Source organism: Cupriavidus sp. GA3-3, from assembly GCF_000389805.1.
Lineage (GTDB): Bacteria > Pseudomonadota > Gammaproteobacteria > Burkholderiales > Burkholderiaceae > Cupriavidus > Cupriavidus necator_D.
In genome coordinates, this window is record NZ_KB944468.1 from 1 (window position 1) to 19,152 (window position 19,152).

General features: G+C 69.0%; 16 protein-coding genes and 1 pseudogene. 9 read left to right on the forward strand and 8 right to left on the reverse strand.

Annotation, left to right across the window (positions count from 1 at the left end; all coding sequences use genetic code 11):
• Positions 1-506: pseudogene (locus tag C265_RS07880) on the forward strand (acetyl-coenzyme A synthetase); the annotation flags it as partial.
• 227 nt (positions 507-733) lie between these two features.
• Here the strand turns inward: C265_RS07880 and C265_RS07885 are convergent.
• Both C265_RS07885 and phnA read right to left on the reverse strand, forming a co-directional pair.
• Complete coding sequence (locus C265_RS07885) at positions 734-2,413, reverse strand: Na/Pi cotransporter family protein (protein WP_010813363.1); 1,680 nt, start codon at positions 2,411-2,413, stop codon at positions 734-736.
• A gap of 88 nt (positions 2,414-2,501) precedes the next feature.
• Positions 2,502-3,722: a phosphonoacetate hydrolase gene (gene phnA, locus C265_RS07890; protein WP_010813364.1), complete on the reverse strand. Its 1,221-nt coding sequence runs from the start codon at positions 3,720-3,722 to the stop codon at positions 2,502-2,504.
• 112 nt (positions 3,723-3,834) lie between these two features.
• Between phnA and C265_RS07895 the strand changes: the two genes are divergently transcribed.
• The gene (locus C265_RS07895) at positions 3,835-4,731 is read left to right on the forward strand and encodes a LysR substrate-binding domain-containing protein (protein WP_010813365.1); all 897 of its coding nucleotides are present in this window, start codon (positions 3,835-3,837) and stop codon (positions 4,729-4,731) included.
• 75 nt (positions 4,732-4,806) lie between these two features.
• On the opposite strand, the gene C265_RS07900 is transcribed toward C265_RS07895, so the two are convergent.
• The gene (locus C265_RS07900; protein ID WP_010813366.1) at positions 4,807-5,202 is read right to left on the reverse strand and encodes a hypothetical protein; all 396 of its coding nucleotides are present in this window, start codon (positions 5,200-5,202) and stop codon (positions 4,807-4,809) included.
• A 157-nt stretch (positions 5,203-5,359) separates the two neighbouring features.
• Entirely contained in the window at positions 5,360-6,064 is a 705-nt protein-coding gene (locus tag C265_RS07905) for a Crp/Fnr family transcriptional regulator (RefSeq protein ID WP_011616834.1), read from the reverse strand.
• A gap of 109 nt (positions 6,065-6,173) precedes the next feature.
• On the opposite strand from C265_RS07905, the gene C265_RS07910 reads away from it, so the two are divergent.
• Entirely contained in the window at positions 6,174-6,944 is a 771-nt protein-coding gene (locus tag C265_RS07910) for a class II aldolase/adducin family protein (protein WP_010813368.1), read from the forward strand.
• Positions 6,945-6,946: 2 nt separating this feature from the next.
• Positions 6,947-7,876, forward strand: a complete 930-nt coding sequence (locus C265_RS07915; RefSeq protein ID WP_010813369.1) for a glyoxylate/hydroxypyruvate reductase A — start codon at positions 6,947-6,949, stop codon at positions 7,874-7,876.
• 29 nt (positions 7,877-7,905) lie between these two features.
• On the opposite strand, the gene C265_RS07920 is transcribed toward C265_RS07915, so the two are convergent.
• Positions 7,906-9,915 carry an alkaline phosphatase gene (locus C265_RS07920; protein ID WP_010813370.1) on the reverse strand — a complete coding sequence of 670 codons (2,010 nt, stop codon included), beginning with the start codon at positions 9,913-9,915 and terminating at the stop codon, positions 7,906-7,908.
• A gap of 291 nt (positions 9,916-10,206) precedes the next feature.
• Here C265_RS07920 and C265_RS07925 point away from each other — a divergent pair, with 291 nt between their 5' ends.
• Complete coding sequence (locus C265_RS07925) at positions 10,207-11,040, forward strand: universal stress protein (protein WP_010813371.1); 834 nt, start codon at positions 10,207-10,209, stop codon at positions 11,038-11,040.
• Positions 11,041-11,099: 59 nt separating this feature from the next.
• On the opposite strand, the gene C265_RS07930 is transcribed toward C265_RS07925, so the two are convergent.
• The 3 genes from C265_RS07930 to C265_RS07940 all read right to left on the reverse strand — a co-directional run bounded on the left by C265_RS07930 (position 11,100) and on the right by C265_RS07940 (position 14,543).
• Positions 11,100-12,125: a tripartite tricarboxylate transporter substrate binding protein gene (locus C265_RS07930; RefSeq protein WP_037023885.1), complete on the reverse strand. Its 1,026-nt coding sequence runs from the start codon at positions 12,123-12,125 to the stop codon at positions 11,100-11,102.
• Positions 12,126-12,134: 9 nt separating this feature from the next.
• On the reverse strand, positions 12,135-13,388 hold the full coding sequence (locus tag C265_RS07935) for an alkyl sulfatase dimerization domain-containing protein (protein ID WP_010813373.1): 1,254 nt from the start codon (positions 13,386-13,388) through the stop codon (positions 12,135-12,137).
• A 222-nt stretch (positions 13,389-13,610) separates the two neighbouring features.
• A complete protein-coding gene (locus tag C265_RS07940; RefSeq protein WP_010813374.1) occupies positions 13,611-14,543 on the reverse strand; it encodes a LysR family transcriptional regulator in 933 nt (310 codons plus the stop codon).
• 200 nt (positions 14,544-14,743) lie between these two features.
• Here C265_RS07940 and C265_RS07945 point away from each other — a divergent pair, with 200 nt between their 5' ends.
• From C265_RS07945 to C265_RS07960, 4 genes are read left to right on the forward strand one after another with little or no spacing between them, the layout of a single operon-like run.
• Complete coding sequence (locus C265_RS07945) at positions 14,744-15,967, forward strand: CaiB/BaiF CoA-transferase family protein (protein WP_010813375.1); 1,224 nt, start codon at positions 14,744-14,746, stop codon at positions 15,965-15,967.
• On the forward strand, positions 15,964-16,653 hold the full coding sequence (locus tag C265_RS07950; protein ID WP_010813376.1) for an enoyl-CoA hydratase/isomerase family protein: 690 nt from the start codon (positions 15,964-15,966) through the stop codon (positions 16,651-16,653). The genes C265_RS07945 and C265_RS07950 overlap by 4 nt, the downstream gene beginning before the upstream one ends.
• 14 nt (positions 16,654-16,667) lie before the next feature.
• Entirely contained in the window at positions 16,668-17,891 is a 1,224-nt protein-coding gene (locus C265_RS07955) for an acyl-CoA dehydrogenase family protein (RefSeq protein ID WP_010813377.1), read from the forward strand.
• Positions 17,892-17,934: 43 nt separating this feature from the next.
• A complete protein-coding gene (locus tag C265_RS07960) occupies positions 17,935-19,080 on the forward strand; it encodes an acyl-CoA dehydrogenase family protein (RefSeq protein ID WP_010813378.1) in 1,146 nt (381 codons plus the stop codon).
• Positions 19,081-19,152 lie beyond the last annotated feature (72 nt).

Consider the following 19,152-nt stretch of genomic DNA (forward strand, 5'->3'; position numbering starts at 1 on the left):
GCTTCAGGAAGAGCTACTTCCCCGAAGAGCTCGGCGGCAAGCTCTACCTGGCCGGCGACGGCTCGATCCGCGACAAGGACACCGGCTACTTCACCATCATGGGCCGCATCGACGACGTGCTGAACGTGTCGGGCCACCGCATGGGGACGATGGAGATCGAGTCCGCGCTGGTGTCCAACCCGCTGGTGGCCGAAGCCGCCGTGGTGGGCCGCCCCGACGACATGACCGGCGAGGCCATCTGCGCCTTCGTCGTGCTCAAGCGTTCGCGTCCGACTGGCGAAGAGGCCGTCAAGATCGCGACGGAGCTGCGCAACTGGGTCGGCAAGGAGATCGGCCCGATCGCCAAGCCCAAGGACATCCGCTTTGGCGACAACCTGCCCAAGACGCGCTCGGGCAAGATCATGCGGCGCCTGCTGCGGTCGCTGGCCAAGGGAGAGGAGATCACGCAGGACACCTCGACGCTGGAGAATCCGGCCATCCTGGAGCAGCTTGGCCAGGCACGCTGAAGATGCGGCGCGCACAAGCCGTGCGCGCCGCGGCGCGACTATGCCCGATTCAGACAAGGTCGGCAATTGTGCAGTGCCGCCGAGCGCTGGCCCAAGGTGACCGCAGCCCCTTGAGCTTTCCAGACTTGACGCGCGGGATCATTCCGCAATGGTCTCGATCGTCAGGGTGACCTCGCCGCCCATCGCGGCCAGCATGGCCGGGCCGCCGCCCTTGTAGGCGACATGGGTCATGTCGAGCTTGGCCTGGGACTTGCGTGCGGCGTGCCGTGGTTGCCGGCAGCCAGGAACGAAGGGTCTTCGCGCAGGGCGCCAGGCATGCCTGCCGGCGCGGCGCACAGCAGCGCGTTCATCTGGGACAGCTCGCGCAGGGTGTCCAGGTGCAATGCGCTGGTTTCCACGCTCGCGGTGCGGCGCTGCGCCACCCGGGCAATGTGGCGGGCGGTGAAGCGCTCGGCGCGCGCCTGGAAGTCGCCGGCGCATTCGAGAAGCAATGCCGAAGCTGCGCGGTCGTTGGCAACAAAGAGCGACATCCTGGTACGCAGGTTGGCCACCAGCATGTCGCATAGTTCCAGCAGTTCGGCGCTGCCCTCGGCCGAGAAGCAGAAGTTGCGGGTGAGCTTGCGCTGGTCCAGGTCGACCAGGATCCGTTCGACGATATCGCCCGCGTACTCCAGGTTGATATTGACCAGCATGATCGCATCCCAGCGTTCCGCATCCTCACCGTCGAGGCTGCCGGCGTCGACGTCGGTCAGGTACATCTTGACGGACGAATAGAGGTCGTCGATGCGGTCGTCCAGCGCGCGGCAGCGGGCGTTAGCGGCGCGGTCGTTGCCCACGATCGAGAGCTTCATGCCATCGAGCATTTCCTCGATCACGTCGCCGATGCGCACGACCTCGCGCGTGGCATTGCCCAGCGCGACGGACGGGTGCCGCAGGTCGCCCTGGCTCAGGTAGCGCGCGCCGCCGGGCGCTGCGTCGTCGTGCGCCTCAGGCAGCCATCGGGTGCAGAGGGCCGCCACCGGGTTGACAAACCAGATCAGCGTTGCGGCCAGGGTCAGGTTGAAGGCCATGTGGAAGTCGATGGCCATGGTGCCGGCACTGCTGCCCAGGCGCGCCAGCAGCCAGGGGATGGCGTCCAGCAGCGGCAGGAATGCCAGTATCCCCGCGAACCGGAAGATCAGGTTCGCGAGCGATACCCGTCGCGCGGCAGGCGAACTGCCGGAATTGGCCAGGCAGGCAATCAGGCCACTGCCCAGATTGGCGCCAAGCACCAGCGGCAAGGCGGTGGCAGGTCCGATGACGCCGCCCATGGCCAGCGTTGCGGTGAGCAATACCGCGGCCAGGCTGGAGTAGGCCAGCAAGGTCACGAAGGCGCCGATCACCAGGGCCAGCAGTGCGTCGTTACCAAGCGAGGTGAAGATGGCGCGCACGATCTCGGCGTGCAGCAGCGGCGCGGCGTAGAGGCGGATCAGCTGCAAGGCCAGCGTGATCAACCCCAGTCCCACGATGACTTCGCCGGCCTGTCCGCGCAGGCTGGCCTTGCCGGACAGGCGCAGTGCGATGCCGATCACCAGCAGCAGTGGCGAGAGCCAGGAGATATCGACCGTCAGCAGACGCGCCATCAGGCTGGTGCCGACGTCGGCACCGAGCACGATCGGCAGTGCCGCCGGCAACGACACCAGGCCCCCTGCAACGAAGGCGCTGGTCATCAGCGCCGTGGCGCTGCTGCTCTGGATCAGCGCGGTCACGCCAAGCCCGGCCACGAAGCCACGCGCGGGACTGGCCGTGCCCGCGGCCAGCACCAGCCGCAAGCGCGGCCCCAACAGGTCCAGCATGCCGTGGCGCGTCACATGCGCGCCCCAGATCAGTAGTGCGACCCCGGACATCAGGGAAAGCAGGATTTGCATGGCGCCGCCCCCTGGTGGTGGCTGTCTTCGCGGCCACCTTTATCTGCTTGTTGAGGAAGCGTGCCGGCCAGGCCGGCACGCACCGGACTTAGTCCGCGTGGTTCAGCGCCAGCCGCAGGATGTCGAAGTTGCGCAGCCGCTGGCCTGCGGGCGCAGTGACCTTGCGGTTGAACAGCAGCGGCACCTTTTGCTCGGACAGGCCGCCATGCGAGCGCAGCGGGGCATCCAGGCCGCTCAGGTCATGGCGCGCCGGCGTGGTGCCGAGCACGGTCAGGCGTTCGCTGACCACCACCAGGTCGCCGATGCGGTCGGGCGGCAGTTCGAAGCGCTCGCTGGCGGCGCGCTTGTCCAGCACCAGTTCGATCCCGGGCAGTGCGGCGATGCCTTCATGCACGGCCTGTTGATCGGTGCCGGCAGGCAGGTACACGGTCGCGTAGGAGCCCAGTGCGCCATGGTGGGCGACGTAGGGATCGGTGATCGGCAGCAGCACGCGCGTGGCGTCCGTGCCGAAACGCTCGTCCAGCACCTGCTGCAGGAACAGGATGTTGGCCTTGCCCAGCGAATCGGTCTTGGCATTCATGCCGTGGTCGGCGGTGACGCCGATGACCGCACCGAGCGCGTCCAGGCGCTGCAGGTAGCTGTCGATCATGGCGTAGAAGGCATTGGCCTGCGGCGTTCCCGGGGCATGCTTGTGCTGGATGTAGTCCGTGGTGGACAGGTACATCAGGTCGGGGCGGACGGTTTCCAGCAAGGCCACGCCGGCGGCGAACACGAACTCGGACAGGTCGGCGCTGTAGACCGAGGGCAGCGGCATGCCGACCTTGCGCAGCACGTCGTCGATGCCGTTGTCTTCGATGGTGGCCTGGTCGGCCTTCTCCGCCGAGAAGCAGATGCCCTTGAGGCTGTGGCCCAGCAGCGCGCGCAGCTTGTCCTTGGCGGTGACCACCGCCACCGATGCGCCGGCCTGCGCTGCCGCAGCCAGCACGGTGGGCGCGCGCAGGTAGCGGGCGTCGTTCATCAGCACTTCGGCGCCGGCTTCGGTGTCGTAGAAGAAGTTGCCGCAGATGCCGTGCACCGACGGCGGCACGCCGGTCACGATCGACAGGTTGTTGGGGTTGGTGAACGACGGCACCACGCAATCGCCGGTCAGGACGGTGCCGCGTTTGGCCAGGCTGGCGAAGAACGGGGTGGCGCCCGCCTGCACGGCAAGGTTGATGTATTCCTGCTCGCAGCCATCGATGCAGACGATGACGGTGGGCCGGGCGGGAAGCTGGTAGTGGTGGCCGTTGACCTGGATCTGGGTGCTCATGGCGTCTCTTGCGGAAGGATTGTGAAGGGGATTTGCCTGAGACCCATGCTAAGTTAGGCGATAAACTCTCACAATCGAGTTTATTTTCCAGATTCTGTCAGGAAATCTCACAATGCCGCACAAGCTGCCCCCGCTCAACGCCCTGCGCATCTTCGAGGTTGCCGCCCGCGCCGGCAGCTATTCGGCGGCCGCGCGCGAGCTGCACCTGACCCATGGCGCGGTCAGCCGGCAGATCGAGATCCTGGAGCAATGGCTGGGGCAGCCGCTGTTTATCCGCCAGGGCCAGCGCATGGTGCCGACTGTCCACGCGCAGGCGTTCGCGCGCGAGATCAGCACGGCGTTCGACCAGATCAGCGCCGCTTCCGAGCGCTATGGCCGCATCGCCACGCGCAAGGTGGTGCGCGTCAATGCCCCGGCAACCTTTGCCATGCGCTGGCTGATTCCGCGGCTGGATGACTTCCGGCACCGGCAGCCCGAGGTCGACGTGCGTGTGTCGACCGCCTTCAGCAACGAGACAGGATTCAATGGCACCTTTGACGTGGCGATACGGCGCACCCTCGAACGTGGCGAACAGTTCGAGTCAGTGCCGATCTTTTCGGAGTACCAGACGGTGATCGCCAGTCCGGCGATGCTGGAGCAGGTGCCGTTGCAAGGTGTAGAGGACCTGGTGGAGGGCGTCTTCCTCTATACGGAGACCCGGCCGGGAAGCTGGGAATCGTGGCTGCAGCAGGCGGGACATGCCTCGCTGCTGCCGGTGCGAACGCTGCGCTTCGACCATTTCTTTGTCACGCTGCAGGCGGTGGTGGACAGCCTTGGCTTTGCCATCGGCACCTTTCCGACGCTGGAAACGGACCGCGCGGGCGGGCGCATTGCGACGCCGTTTGCCGCCATCCGCGCACCGGGCAATACCTATCATGCGCTGGTGCCGCGCGATGCCGACAAGCCGCTGCATCTGCGCGCGTTCCTGGAGTGGCTGCAGCAGCAGGGGCAGACGGCCGCAGCGACCTGAAGCGGCGCGAGCCGGGGAAGCGGGGCGAGTGTGGCGCGCGGCCCGCGCGATGCGGGCCTGCGCTGAGACGGGAGCTCAGGCCCCGTCGAGGAACGCGCTGCGCTGGCCCAGGCGCGAGCCGAGCGCATCGGGGGCCAGGCTCATGCTGGCGGGGTCCACGGCCGAGGCGGGGCTGCCTGCCATGGTCGGGTCGGCGGCTGCCGGCGCCATGCCCGGCTGGGCCGCCTGTATGGGAGCCTGGGCATAGCTGCCGCCCGCTGCGGGTGCCACCTGGGCCGACGGCGCTGCCGACGGCATGGCTTGCACGGGCTGGGCGGACTGCACCGGCTGACTGGATTGCATCGGCTGCATCGGCTGCGTCATTGGCATCGGCTGGCTCGGCTGCAGGGGCTGAGCCTGCTGCGCAAACAGCGGGTAGGACGCGATCATCGCGCCAGCCACGACCAGGGATTTCGCCAGATGTTGCTTCATTCGTGTACCTCCTAGAACGCCTACAGGCAAGGGAACAGTCACTGTAGCGCCGCAGCACCTGACATTCTGTTTGATTTTGCAACGGTCGTTAACCAGCCTTGCCATTGCGGCCAGGGCAGGTTAATTGCGCGCGCGGCCTGCAAATCTTGCGCGGCCGTCAACGCCGGGCCAATCGCTTGAGCGCCGCGGGGTCCAGCAGTTCGATCTGGCGGTACTCGCGGCGGATCAGGCCCGCATCTTCCCACGCCTGCAGGTACTTGGCCACGGTCTGGCGCGAGCGGTTGACCATGTCGCCAAGGTCCTCAGCGCTGATGCGCACGACATGGTCGGTGCGGTCGGCCAGTTCCAGCAGGCGCGCCGCCATGCGCGCGTCGATGGGCGCCTGCGCCGCGCTTTGCGCGTGGTCGAACGCTACGCGCAGGCGCGCGCAGATCTGCTGCACGATCAGCTGCATGCCTTCCGGATGCGCGGCCAGGATGCGGTGGAAGTCGCGCTGGCTCAGCACCATCAGTTCCGTATTGCCTACGGCGAAGGCGTCGTGCGTGCGCGGCTTGCCGTCCAGCAGCGAGATCTCGCCGAACCAGCGGCCACGCCCGATCACCGAGTACACCGACTCGCGCCCGCCCGTGCTGACCCGGCTCATGCGCACCCGGCCCGACAGCACCATGCAGAAGTAGGTGGGCGGATCGCCGCGCGCGAAGATCATCTCGCCGTCGCCAAAGCGCAGGCGGCGTGCGGCGTTCGCCACGGCATCGAGCACGCCCGGCGGCGCATTGCGCAGCCAGCCGCTGGCCAGCACGCTGCGCGGCAGCGTGCGCGCCGGCTCCACCGCTCTCGATCCACTCTTCACATCAGCCTTCACATCGCTCTCCTGCTGGAGCCGAGATTGTCCAATACTTAACAGACTTTGGCGCGGTGCGCCCGGACAATGCATCGATTCAATGACTCACATGCCCCCGGGAGGTACGCATATGGCGCAAATCCAGCTCGTCGATTCAATCAGGGACCGCGTCTCCGACGCCGAATGGCAGATGCGCGTGGACCTGGCGGCCGCGTACCGCCTGGTCGCCCACTTCGGCTGGGACGACCTGATCTTCACCCATATCTCGGCACGCGTGCCCGATGCGCCGGACCAGTTCCTGATCAACCCGTACGGGATGATGTTCGACGAGATCACGGCATCGAGCCTGGTCAAGGTCGACCACGAAGGGCAGCCCGTGCTGGAAACGCCGTATGACGTCAACCCGGCCGGCTTCATCATCCACAGCGCCGTGCACGAGGCGCGCCCCGAAGTCGGCTGCGTGATGCACACGCATACCTCGCACGGCGTCGCCGTCTCGGCGCAGCAGGCGGGCCTGCTGCCGATTTCGCAGCAGTCGATGTTCGCGCTGACCGGGCTGGCGTACCACGACTATGAAGGCGTGGCGCTGCGCGAGGACGAAAAGGCGCGGCTGGTGGCAGACCTGGGCCGCTGCAAGCAGATGATCCTGCGCAACCATGGCCTGCTGACGTGCGGGCGCACGGTATCCGATGCTTTCCTGACCATGTACACGCTCGAGTCCGCCTGCCGCATCCAGATCCTGGCGCAAAGCGGCGGCACGCCGCTGACCATGGTGCCCGAAGCCGCCAGCGCCAACATGGGCCAGCAGGCGCGCCAGGCCACCAAGGGCAAGGGCTCCAACCTGGCCTGGCCGGGCCTGCTGCGCCGCCTCGACCGCATCAACCCTGACTACCGCAACTGACCATGGCCATCCTCGTTCACCTGCCGTCGTTCATGGCGGTTCCCATCACTGCCGCGCTGCGCGAAGCCGCGCCGGACATCACCGTGTGGAACGGCCGCGAGGCCGCCGTCGCGGAACAGGTCGAAGCCATCATCGCCTGGGGCCTGAAGCCCGGCGTGCTGCCGGCCTACCCGAAGCTGCGGCTGGTCTGCGCTGCCACCGCGGGCGTCGACAAGCTGCTGGCGGCGCCGGACCTGCCGCCTGGCATGCCGGTCACGCGCATCGTCGATCCCGGCCAGCAGGCCGGCATCGCCCACTACGTGCTGGCGATGGCGCTGCGCCATACCCGCGCGCTCGGCCGGTACGCCGAACAGCAGCGCCGCGGCGAATGGAAGCGCCACCCGGGGCGCGATGTGTCGCGCTGCCGCGTGGGTGTGCTGGGGCTGGGCGAGATCGGCAGCGAGGTGGCGCGCATGTTTGCCGCCATCGGCTACCCGGTCAGCGGCTGGAGCCGCAGCGCCAAGCATCTGCCCGGCGTGACCAACTTCACCGGCGACGACGGGCTGGATGCCATGCTCGCGCACAGCGACATCCTGGTCTGCACGCTGCCGCTGACGCCGCGCACCGAGGGCATGCTGAACCGCCAGACGCTGTCGCGGCTGCCCAAGGGGGCGTTCCTGATCAACGTCGGGCGTGGCGAGCATGTGGTCGAGCCAGACCTGGTCGCACTGATCGACGAAGGCCACCTTGCCGGCGCGGCGCTTGATGTGTTCGCCAAGGAGCCGCCCTCGGCGGACGATCCGGTCTGGAACCATCCCCGCATCGAGGCCACGCCGCATATCGCGGCCGACCCCTCGTACGAACTGGTGGCGCGGCAATGCATCGAGAACCTGCGGCGCGCGCGCGACGGGCGTGAACTGTTGAACCAGGTGGACCGGCAAGCGGGCTACTGAGCGCCCGGCGTGCCGGTCCGTCCGGGTGGCTATGTCACGCTTACATCCGCGGTTCCCGCCGCCACCTCCAGCAGCCGCGTGCTCGCCGTGGCAGGTAGCGCCGGCGCCGTGCCGCCCTCGAGCGGCTTGAGCGTATGGAAGGTGCAGCTCAGCTTCTCGGGCGTCAGGGTGACCAGCGTGTAGCCCTCGGCGTTGGAGTCGGCATGGCGCAGCCACGCGTTGAAGGTGCGCAAGGTGGTGTCGAAGGTGTTCACCACCGTGCCGCCCACGTCGCTGTAGACCAGTTCACGCAGTGCGGCGAAGGCCTGGTCGTTGTCGACGATCGAGCGGAATGAACTGAGCAGGGAGTTGCTCGACAGTCCGGCCGTGACCAGGTCCACCATCACCGGCGCTGGCGTCGCCGCATCGTAGTCGTCCATCACCTGGCCGGCAAAGAATGCGTGGATATCGCCGCTCAGCGCCACCACATTGCGCACGCCGTTGTTCTTCAGGAACGCCATCAGGTTCTTGCGCTCGGCGTTGTAGCCATCCCACTGGTCGGCATTGAGGATAAAGCGGTCGAGCAGCGCGATGGCCGGCAACCGGCTTTCGATCAGCGGCTTGATGTTGGCATCGAACGTGGCGCTGTCGATGCCGATCTGCGCCAGTACATTGCGCAGCGCCGTGTAGGCCAGGTTGGCATAGGTGCCGGCGGTCTTGGCCGCGCGCAGGTCGTCGGCCAGCGCATTGGCAATGGCGCTCTCCAGCGAGGACAGGGAATTGTTGGCCAGCACCAGCGCCCTGGCGATCAGCCGTGCCACCGCCTGGATCACATCCACCTGCATGCGCAACAGCGACAACTGGTTGGCCCACAGCTTCCACGCGGTGGCGTCGGCGCCGACGCGGTCCTGCCACCACGCGCGCTGCGCATCGCCCAGCATCGACACCGGTGTCAGCGTGCCGCCGGCGGCGGCAATCTTCTGCGCTTCGGCCGCAGCCAGTGTCTCGGCCGGGACGAAGTACAGGGCGCCGACTGCGCGGCCGGTGGCTTGCTCGGAGATGATGTGGTCGGCGCGGTACAGGCGCTCGTCGGTCATCAGCAGGGTGGCGAGATTGCCGAAGGTGAACGAGCGATAGATCTGGATGTTCTGGAACGACGGGTTGTTGACGTCCAGGCTGACATCGGCCGGCATGAACTCGAACCACGCCTGGTTGGCAGCGCGCCGGCGCGCGGTGCGCGGCGTCAGGTCGTCGTCGGAGTCGTAGGTCTGCCGGTCCTGCCAGCAATTGTCCGAGAATTCATGGTCGTCCCAGATCGCAATCATCGGGAACGCGGCATGCAGGGCCTGCAGGCGCGCGTCGGTGCGATAGCTGCGGTACAGGTAGCGATAGTCGTCCAGCGTGGTGGCGTAGACGCTGCCGTCCGGCAGCGCGGTGCCATTGGGCAGTTGCAGCACGCCGTGGCGATCCTCCACATTGCCGGCGCGCGAGCCGCCCGGGACGGCCTCGTAGATGTAGTCGCCGACATGGACGATGAAGTCCAGGTCCTGCTGCGCCAGTTCTTCCATGCCGGCCCAGTGGTTGGCATTCCAGTCCTGGCAGCTGACAAAGGCGAAACGCAGCTGTGACAAGGGCGTGCCGGCCGCTGCTGCGGTGCGGGTGCGGCCGACGGTGCTGGGGCGGTTGCCCAGCAGGAAGCGGTAGTAGTAGCGGGTGCCGGGGCTCAGGCCCGTGACCTTGTTGCGGATGGTGTAGTCCCAGTCCGGCAGGGCCATCAGCGGTTGATTGACCAGCAGGCTCGGCGGCGGGAAGTCAGGCTGCGCCGACACCTGCAGCCGCACCACCACCGGCCGCTTGCCATTGCTGCCTTCCACCCGCGTCCATACCACCACGCTGTCGGGCTTGGGGTCGCCCGAGGCGACGCCATGGACGAAATTGAAATTTTCCGGATTGCCGGTGTCGGGTTCCGGGTCGTCGCCGCCGCCGCAGGCGCTCAGCCCGCCGGTGGCAACGGTGACGGTCAGGAAACTTCCCCACTTGAGAAACTGTCGGCGGTCCATGGCGCTCCTCCTGTGCTTGCGGTCTCGGTCCACGCAGCGCGCAGCCGCGGCCACGATGCCGCTTGCGGCACCAGGATTCGTGGGGGCGTGCTGGTTGCTGAATGCATACTAGTGGCTGGCCTGCACGCTCGCCGTCGGTGAGGTTCCGACATCGATATAGGAGGAAGTCGACTGGTTCGTGCCGGCGCTGGCGCACCGCGCACCACCATTGCTGGCGCGATCGGCAAGTCGGCATGCATTGCCTGCGACGCGGCCTAGACTGAAAGCAAAAGATTCGGACGCGAGGGCATCATGGCGTACGACAGCATCCTGGTCCATCTCGACGGCAACCGGCAGGCCATGCAGCGCTTGCAGGTTGCGGCACGCCTTGCCACCGCCAGCCAGTGTCCGCTGATCGGCCTGCTGGCCGGGCGCGTGCCAGACCCCAGCTGGTTCTACCGCATGAACAATGCCCAGCGCTGCCTGGCCGAAGACCAGGAGCGGCGCCGGCTGCAGCGCGAGAACATGCGTTGTGCCTTCGCGGCCGCCACGCGCGAGCTGGCGGTTGCCTGCGACTGGCGCACCGTCGAGCGCGATCCGGTGCCACTGGCGCTGCGCGAGGCGCGCGAGGCCGGCCTGATCGTCTCCGGCCAGTATGACGCCGACAACGCTGAAGGCCCGGTGGCGCGGCAGCTGTTGGAGGCGCTGCTGCTTGAGAGCGGCCGGCCGGCGCTGGTGGTGCCCTGTTCCGGCGCTTTCGCCACCGTGGGCACACGCGTGCTGGTGGCCTGGAACGGCAGCCGCGAGGCCGCGCGTGCCTTGCACGACGCGCTGCCGCTGATGGCCGGGGCACGCGCGCGGGTGCTGGGCGCCCATGCCGCCAGGGAGCCGCGTGCCGATGCCACTCCGGTCAGCCACGCCGTGCACGTGCTGGAGCGACAGGGTGTGGCAGTTGAGGTGGAGCACGGCCCGGGCGGTGGCGACCTGGCCATCGGTGAGCTGATCCTGTCGCGAGCGTCGGACTTTGGTGCCGACCTGATCGTGATGGGCGCCTACGGCCACGGCCGGCTGCGCGAGCTGGTGCTGGGCGGCGTGACCAGGGTGGTGCTGGAGTCGATGACGGTGCCGGTGCTGTTCTCGCACTGAAGCGCAGCGCCAGGGTTCATGCGGCAAGCCCCTCCAGCCGCGGCGCCCCCCGGTGGTCTTCAGTCGACCGTGATGTGGTTGGCCTGGATCACCTTGCCCCACACGCCCACGTCGTCGCGCACGGTCTGCGCGAACTGCTCGGCACTCCTGGCGGGCGCCATGCCCATGTTCAGCTGCAGGAAGCGCTCGCGCATGGGCGCGTCAGCCAGCAGGCGGGTCACTTCCGCATTGAGCCGCTGCACGATGGCGGCACTGGTGCCGGCCGGCGCGAACAGGCCATACCAGCTGTCGGTATCGAACCGGTAGCCCTGTTCAGTCATGGTCGGCACGTCCGGCGTGGCCGGCGCGCGGCGCGTGCCGCTGATGGCCAGCGCGCGCAGCTTGCCGGCGCGGATCAGCGGCAGCGACGACGAGGTATCGACAAAGGCCACCTTGACCACGCCGCCCTGCATGTCGGTCAGGATCTGCGCCACGCCCTTGTATGGCACGTGGCGCAGCTTCATGCCGGTCTGCATCTTGAGGGCTTCCATGGTCAGGTGGCCGCCCGAGCCGATGCCCCATGAGCCGTAGTCGTATGCATCCGGGCGCTTGAGCACGTGGGCGACGAGCTCCTTGAGCGTGCGTGCCGGGAAGTCCGGCGTCACCACCAGGAAATTGCCGCCCGCGCCGACCTGCGCCACCGGCAACAGGTCGCGCAGGCCGTCATAGGGCAGCTTGGGCTGCAGGGTCTGGTTGATCACCACCGTGGCGGCATAGGTGAACAGAAGCGTGTAGCCGTCGGGGCTGGCCTTGGCCACGGTATCGTTGCCGATGATGCCGGTCGCGCCGGGCTTGTTGTCGACCACGATGGTCTGGCCCAGCGCCTTGCCGAGCGATGCGGCCAGCGCGCGCGCGAACAGATCGGTGCCGCCGCCGGGCGGGGCCGGCACCACCAGCCGGATGGGCTTGGCGGGCCAGGCATTGCTGGCGCATAGCGGGCCGGCCGCAGCACCAAGACCAAGTGCGGCAAGCGCGCGCAGCACGTCGCGCCGGCGCGCGGCGTTGCCAGGCAGTTCCGTCGGAGCCGGGTTCATTGCTCGGGGCATGGCGTCTCCCTAGTGCATGCCGAAGTTGTCCGCCGCGTCGCTTTCCAGCGCGTCGGCGGCCGCGCCGTACAGGCTGCGCGACACATAGCTGCGGATCTGCGTGGCGCGCTGGCGCAGCCAGGCGGCCTTGAGTTGGCGGGCCTCGCGCACGGTGGGCGTTTCATCGGGCGCCAGCGCCAGCACGTCGATCACGTGCAGCGCCAGCTGCGTGTCGCCGCGCGCGGCCAGGGCCTGCGCGTGGCGGATCAGTGCGCCATGGTCGGCCACGGCCGCGGCGATCTCGGCGGCCGCCTGTTGAGGCGCGGCTGGATGCAGCGTGGTGGCATTGCGGTCCCACCAGCCGTTCTCAGAGCGGTAGATGTCGCGCGCGATGTAGCTGGGATCGCCATAGGTGGGGCGCATCCAGGGCTGGTCGAACAGGTCCGCCGGCGGCTTGAGCGCGGCCAGCACCTGGCGTTCGTTGCAGCCGGCGTTCATCAGCCGCACCACCTCCGCGCGCAGCCAGCGCAGGGCCCTGGCGGTCTGGCACAGCACGCGCTGGCACTCGTCCTCGCCCTGCAGCGTGGCGCCGAACTCTCGCACCACGGTGCGCGGCTGCAGCCCGGCCAATCGTTCCAGCGTATCGGCCCAGCGCACGGTGTCGCGCATGGTGCGGAAGGGGGTGCCGATGTTCGGGATCGAATCAATCACCGCGGGGCCGCCGTACAGCAGGCGCCGGCCCGGCAGCCAGACCGCCACGGCGTCGTCGGTCTCGGACGGCGCCCACAGGATTTCCGCGCGGCGCTCGCCCCGGCCCAGCGTCAGGCCATCGGCGAAGGTCTCGGTGGGTTCGATGTGGACCAGCTTTCCCGCCAGCGCGCCGGCCGGCTGGCGGAACTGGATCTCTGCCATGCGCTCCTGCATGCGCTGGGTCTCGCGGTAGCGCGCCTGCCGCGCCAGCACGTTGACGTGGGCCAGCACGCGTGGCGCGGGCTCGCCGCGCGCGGCGGCGTGGTCCAGCCATTGCCGCAGGCCGGCGTTGTAGCCCATATGGCCGTGGCTGTAGCAGATGGCCAGCACCGGCAGCCAGGTCTGCGTGCGCAGCGCCTCGATCATGCCGCGCGTGACGCGCCCGCCGGGGCCGCTGTCGACCACCAGCAGGCCGCCGCCCACGTCTGCAACAAAGCTCTGCCCTTGCCCGTGCAGCAACCACACGCCGTCGCCGACGCTTTCGATGCCGGTGCCAGTGACCAGTGCGGCCGGCCGGTCCTCAATGTCCTGCATGCTTGCCTCCTCCGCGAACCAGGTCGCGTCCAGCGCAACTGTCACGCAAGAAGGGACATCCCGGGGATTGGGGAAAATCCCGCCGGGATGCGGTGAACCGGCCGCAAACCAAGCGCCGGTGCGGCCCGGCGGAGGTTTTGGAATTTCATGTGTAAACCGCTGGTTAGCACCGCGCGGGTGCAGGGAGTTCCCCGCCGGCACGCGCTGCGGTAGCGGCTGCCTTCAGTCAAGTCGGCGCAGCGGACTGTCAGGCAGGTTGGACAGATAGTGGACTTCACGCCGCAGCAAGGTGGCGAACTGCGCCGCCACCGGCGTCATCGGCGAATCGGCGCGGTAGATCAGGCTGACGGTGTGGCTGGGCAGCTTGTCCTCGATCGGCAACGGCACCAGGCCATTGGCGGCCAGCCGGCCTGCCACCATCTGGCGCGGCAGCATGCACAGCAGGTGGCGGTCCTGCATCAGGTGCTCGATCATGCCGATGGTGTCGCAGCGCACTGCCACGCGCGGCAATGGCAGATCGCGTTCACGGAAGGCATCGAGGATGGCGGCGCCCGGGCCGTGCATGCGCTGGCCGGTCAGGATCCAGTCCGAGCCGATCAGTTCGCGCAGGCTGCGGGCGTTGCGCAGCGGATGCTCGCGGTGCGCCATCACGACCGAGTCGTTGTTGTAGAGCGGCTCGCAGGTGAATTCGCGCTCGATGCCCTCATCCGGGACCGGGCTGACTGCCATGTCCATCACGCCCGAGCGCAGTTCGTCCAGGTGGGTCGGGTAGCCCCAGCTGTCGATGCACACCAGCACGTCGGGGTGCTGGACGCGAAAGCGCTTGACCACCGCGGGCAGCAGCACATGCGCCGGGCCGCGGGTGGTGCCGACGCGCACCACGCCGTTGCGCGCGCCCAGCATCTGCGCCATTTCCTCGCTGGCCTTGCGGGCCTCGGTGGCGATCAGCCGCGCGCGCCGCAGGAAGGCATCGCCGTAGCGCGACAGCACCACGCCGCGGGTGGTGCGGGTCAGCAGCGGCACATGCAGCTCCTCTTCCAGCTGGCGGATGCTCTTGGTCAGTGCCGGTGCCGACACGTCGCGCGCACGGGCCCCGGCGCGGATGCTGCCGTGCTCGGCCACGGCGATGAAGTCCTGGACTTGGCTCAGACGCATGGATTTGGCTCCACTCAAACGACGCACTGGGCGCACAGCATAGCGGCATTCCGGTGGGTTCGGGATAACCCCAGGGTGCTAACCATTGGTTTGCACCGAGGCGGTTTTAGCATCTGCCGTGATGCGCCGTGCCAACGCATGATCGCTCCACATCGTCGCAAACCGCCGGCCGCGCCGGCATCTTCGAGGAGTGGCATCGCATGACGAACCGGCAAGACCTGCCGCTGGCAGGCATACGCGTGGCGGAGTTCGGGCAGTTCATCGCGGCGCCGGGCGCGGCCATGATGCTGGCCGACCTGGGCGCCGACGTGGTCAAGGTGGAGGCCTTGCGCGGCGACAGCGCGCGGCGCTTTGACGGCACCAGCCCGCAGAGCCCGATGTACCTGGCCTACAACCGCGGCAAGCGCGGCATAGCGCTGGACCTGCGCACGCCCGGCGGGCTGGACGCCGCACGGCGGCTGGCGCTGGCCAGCGACGTGGTGCTGCACAACACCCGCGCCGGCGTGATGGACGCGCTGGGGCTGGACGCCGCCACGCTGCGCGCGGCGCGTCCCGACCTGATCCATGCCTCCATCAGCGGCTTCGGCACGCGTGGGCCGTCGCGCACGCGCCCCGGGCTGGATATTGCCGCGCAGGCCGAGAGCGGCATGATGTCCGTCACCGGCGAGGCCGGCGGGCAGCCGCTGAAGGCCGGTTTTGCGCTGATCGACGCGGCCACCGCGCTGGCGACCGGCAACGCCATCCTGGCGGCGCTGTTCCGGCGCGAGCGCACCGGCGCCGGCGAGACCATCGAGACCTCGCTGCTGTCGGTCGGCGTGCAGATGCAGGCCCAGCTGTGGGCCGAGTACCAGTGCTCCGGCGCGCTGCCAGTGCGCAGCGGCAACAGCCAGCCCAAGGCCGCGCCGGCCGCGGATGTGATCGCGGTGGCGGACGGGCATATCGTGCTGTCGGCCTATCTCGACGAGCACTGGACGCGCCTGTGCGAGGCCATCGGCCAGCCGGCGCTGGCGCACGATCCGCGCTTTGCCTGCAACGCGCTGCGCGTGCAGAACCGCCCGGCGCTGCTGGCCATCCTGCACGACGCCATGCGCCACCTCAGCGGCGACGCCGCGCGCACGCTGCTGGAGCGCCACCAGGTGGTGGTGGGCGTGGTGCGCGACTACCACCAGGTCAACGCGAGCCCCGACGTGCGCGCCAGTGGGGTGCTGCAAGCCGTTGACGACGGCGAGGGCGGCCAGCTGGAGCTGCCGGGACTGCCCTTCACCATGGCCAGCATGCCGGCAGGCGCGATGCCCGCGGTGCCGCGCCTCGGCCAGCATACGACCGAGGTGCTGGCCGAGCTCGGCTTCAGCGCCGCGGAGATTCACACCATGGCCCGCGCCGGCGCGATCGGCGTGGAACAAGCCCGGCAGGAGCCCGCATGAACACCCCCCAATCCCCTGTACTGCTGCAGCGCCATGCCGGCTGGGCCGAGGTGGTGCTGAACCGCCCGGCCCGCCGCAATGCCGTCGACATGTCACTGGCACGCGCGCTGGGCGACGCCATCGAGACCCTGGCCGCCGACGACAGCGTGCGCGCCGTGCTGCTGCGCGGCGCCGACGGCGCCTTCTGTTCCGGCCTGGACCTGCAGGCACTGCAGGCGGAGCGCGGCGGGCTGGCCGCGTTTGCGCCGCTCTGGGAGCGCGTCCACCTAGGCCTGCTGCAAAGCCGCAAGGCATGGATCGTGGCGCTGGAGCGCCATGCCATCAACGGCGGCGCGGCGCTGGCGCTGGCCGGCGACCTGCTGGTGTGCGGCGCCGGGGCCTTCCTGCAGATCGGCGAGATCCGCCTGGGCATGGCCGCGCCGCGCAATGCCGACTGGCTGGCGCTGCGCCATTCCGAGGCCGTGGCCGCGCGCCTGTGCCTGCTTGGCGACCGCGTGCCCGCGCCGGAGCTGCTGCGCCTGGGCATTGCCACCGAACTGGTCGAAGACGCCGAGGTGCTGGACCGCGCGCGCGGCCTGGCCGCCACCATCGGGGGTTTTCCGGCCGATGGCGTGGCTGCGATCAAGGGCGGCATGCGCGCCGCGACGAGGCGCATGGCATCTGCTGCGCGCGACAAGAATTCCTGAGGACCGATATTTCCATGACAGATTCCATCACCACCGACGACGACGCGTCGCTGCAGGACTTCCGCCGCGAGGTGCGCGAGTTCGTCGCCCGGTCGCTGCCCCATGCCGTGCGCGAGAAAGTCCGCCTCGGACTGGAACTCAGCAAGCCAGAGCTGGTCGACTGGCAGCACCGGCTGGCCGAACGCGGCTGGCTGGCGCCGCACTGGCCGGCTGAATGGCAGGGCTGCAACTGGAGCGCCGAGCGCCGCGCCGCATTCCAGGAAGAACTGGTGCTGGCGCACGCGCCCGAGAGCGGCGGCATCACCTTCGAGATGATCGGCCCGATCCTGATCCGCTACGGCACGCCGGCGCAGCAGCAGTACTTCCTGCCGCGCATCCTGAACCAGGAGCACTGGTGGTGCCAGGGCTATTCCGAACCGAACTCCGGCTCCGACCTGGCTTCGCTGAAGACGCGTGCGGTGCGCAAGACGCGGCCCGACGGCACCGAGGTCTACGTGGTCAGCGGCAGCAAGATCTGGACCTCCTACGCGCAGTACGCGGACTGGATCTTCTGCCTGGTGCGCACCGATACCGAGGCGCGCGCGCAGCGGGGCATCAGCTTCCTGCTGATCGACATGCGCAGCCCCGGCGTCAGCGTGCGGCCGCTGGTGGGCATCCATGGCTGGCACCTGTTCAACCAGGTGTTCTTCGACGAGGTGGAAGTGCCGGTGCAGAACCTCGTCGGCGAGGAGAACGCCGGCTGGACCATCGCCAAGTCCCTGCTCGAGCATGAGCGGCTGAACCTGGCGCGCGTGGCGGAGAACCGCCGCCGCCTGGCCAAGGTGCGCGCCATCGGCAACGAGCTGGAGGAGGGCGGCCAGCCGCTGTCGCAGCGCCCGTGGTTTGCACGCCGGATGCGCGCGCTGGAGGTGCGGCTCGAAGCGCTGGCTGCAACCGTGCTGCGCTTTCGCAAGCGGGCGCGCGCCGGCGAAACGCTGGGGCCGGAGACCGGCATGCTCAAGCTGCTGGGCAGCCGGCTGATCCAGGACATCGAGAACCTGGCGGTCGATGCGCTGGGGCCGGACACGCTGGCCTATGACCGCGCCGCGCACTTCGAGCCCGCCGTGCCGCAAGCGGGACAGTCGGCGTACGCCGCGGCGGCATCGGCGCGCCGCTTCGTCACCCGCGGCTACTCCATTGCCGGCGGCTCCAGCGAGATCCAGCACGAACTGCTGGCCAAGCAGGTGCTGGGCCTGTAGTGGCTCCAATCGTGCCCGCAACCCAGGACAAGGAACTGAACACATGAGCGATCCAACGGACGATCGCCGCATGCTGCAGGAAAGCGTGCGGCGCTATGTCGAACGCGGCTACGGCTTCGAGCAGCGCCGCGCGGCGCTGGCCGAGCCCGATGGCTTCTCGCGCAAGCACTGGCAGGCGTTTGCCGAAATGGGCTGGCTGGCCGTGGGGCTGCCCGAAGCCTGCGGCGGCCTGGGCGATGCCGCGGACCAGGCCCTGCTGGCCGAGGAACTGGGCCGCGCCCAGCCTGCCGAGCCCTGGCTGGCCAATGCCGCGCTGTGCGCGCCGCTGCTGGCCGCCTGCGGCGATCCCGCCCACGCCGCGATCGCGGCGGCGATGGCCGAGGGTGGCGCGATGCTGGCGCTGGCCGCATGGGAAACGCAGGGACGCTATGACGCCTTCGATATCAGCACCACCGCGCAACAGCATGAGCCGGGGCAATGGACGCTGGACGGCCGCAAGACCCTGGTGCTGGGCGGCGGCAGCGCCGCGGTGCTGCTGGTGCTGGCGCGTAGCGGCGGCCAGCGCCGCGACCGCGACGGCCTGACGCTGTTCGCGGTGCCGGCCGACACGCGCGGCATCAGCGTCGATGCGCTGCCGACCTACGACGGCCGCCAGACCGCCAGCGTGACGCTGCGCCGCGCGACCGTGCCGGACAGCGCGCGCATCGGCCCGGTGGACGGCGCCTGGCCGATGGTGGAAGCCGCCATCGACCAGGCCACGGTGATGGCCTGCGCCGAAGCCGTGGGCACCATGTCGCGCGCGTTCGACCTGACCCGCGACTACCTGGTGACACGCGAGCAGTTCGGCCGCGCGCTGACGGCCAACCAGGTGATCCGGCACCGGCTGGTGGACCTCTATGTCAGCGTCGAGCAGGCACGCGCCATCACCGAGCTGGCGGCCAACGCCCTGCATGGCGATGCGGTGGCGCGCATGCGCGCGGTATCCCATGCCAAGGCCTTTGTCTCGGATGCCGGGCGCGCGCTCGGCGAAGACGTGGTGCAGCTGCACGGTGCGGTGGGCATGACCGACGAGATGGAAATCGGCCACTGCTACAAGCGCCTGGCAGCCCACGCCAACCTGTTCGGCGATGCCGACTGGCACTACGAACGGCTGGCGGCACTCGATCACGCGGCGCAGGCGCAAGCCTGAGCCGGTTCAGCCAGGGCGCCCGGGCCGCTGCCCGGTGCGCCCACCCATGACACGCCGGCAACGCACCGGCAT

Bases quoted from the DNA above. Each gene is read 5' to 3' on its own strand.
- C265_RS07955 (WP_010813377.1), top strand. From the start codon at position 16,668: ATGACAGATTCCATCACCACCGACGACGACGCGTCGCTGCAGGACTTC.
- C265_RS07950 (WP_010813376.1), top strand. From the start codon at position 15,964: ATGAACACCCCCCAATCCCCTGTACTGCTGCAGCGCCATGCCGGCTGG.
- C265_RS07930 (WP_037023885.1), bottom strand. From the start codon at position 12,125: ATGCCCCGAGCAATGAACCCGGCTCCGACGGAACTGCCTGGCAACGCC.
- C265_RS07910 (WP_010813368.1), top strand. From the start codon at position 6,174: ATGGCGCAAATCCAGCTCGTCGATTCAATCAGGGACCGCGTCTCCGAC.
- C265_RS07895 (WP_010813365.1), top strand. From the start codon at position 3,835: ATGCCGCACAAGCTGCCCCCGCTCAACGCCCTGCGCATCTTCGAGGTT.
- C265_RS07940 (WP_010813374.1), bottom strand. From the start codon at position 14,543: ATGCGTCTGAGCCAAGTCCAGGACTTCATCGCCGTGGCCGAGCACGGC.
- C265_RS07885 (WP_010813363.1), bottom strand. From the start codon at position 2,413: ATGCAAATCCTGCTTTCCCTGATGTCCGGGGTCGCACTACTGATCTGG.
- C265_RS07920 (WP_010813370.1), bottom strand. From the start codon at position 9,915: ATGGACCGCCGACAGTTTCTCAAGTGGGGAAGTTTCCTGACCGTCACC.
- C265_RS07900 (WP_010813366.1), bottom strand. From the start codon at position 5,202: ATGAAGCAACATCTGGCGAAATCCCTGGTCGTGGCTGGCGCGATGATC.
- C265_RS07945 (WP_010813375.1), top strand. From the start codon at position 14,744: ATGACGAACCGGCAAGACCTGCCGCTGGCAGGCATACGCGTGGCGGAG.
- C265_RS07915 (WP_010813369.1), top strand. From the start codon at position 6,947: ATGGCCATCCTCGTTCACCTGCCGTCGTTCATGGCGGTTCCCATCACT.
- phnA (WP_010813364.1), bottom strand. From the start codon at position 3,722: ATGAGCACCCAGATCCAGGTCAACGGCCACCACTACCAGCTTCCCGCC.
- C265_RS07925 (WP_010813371.1), top strand. From the start codon at position 10,207: ATGGCGTACGACAGCATCCTGGTCCATCTCGACGGCAACCGGCAGGCC.
- C265_RS07960 (WP_010813378.1), top strand. From the start codon at position 17,935: ATGAGCGATCCAACGGACGATCGCCGCATGCTGCAGGAAAGCGTGCGG.
- C265_RS07935 (WP_010813373.1), bottom strand. From the start codon at position 13,388: ATGCAGGACATTGAGGACCGGCCGGCCGCACTGGTCACTGGCACCGGC.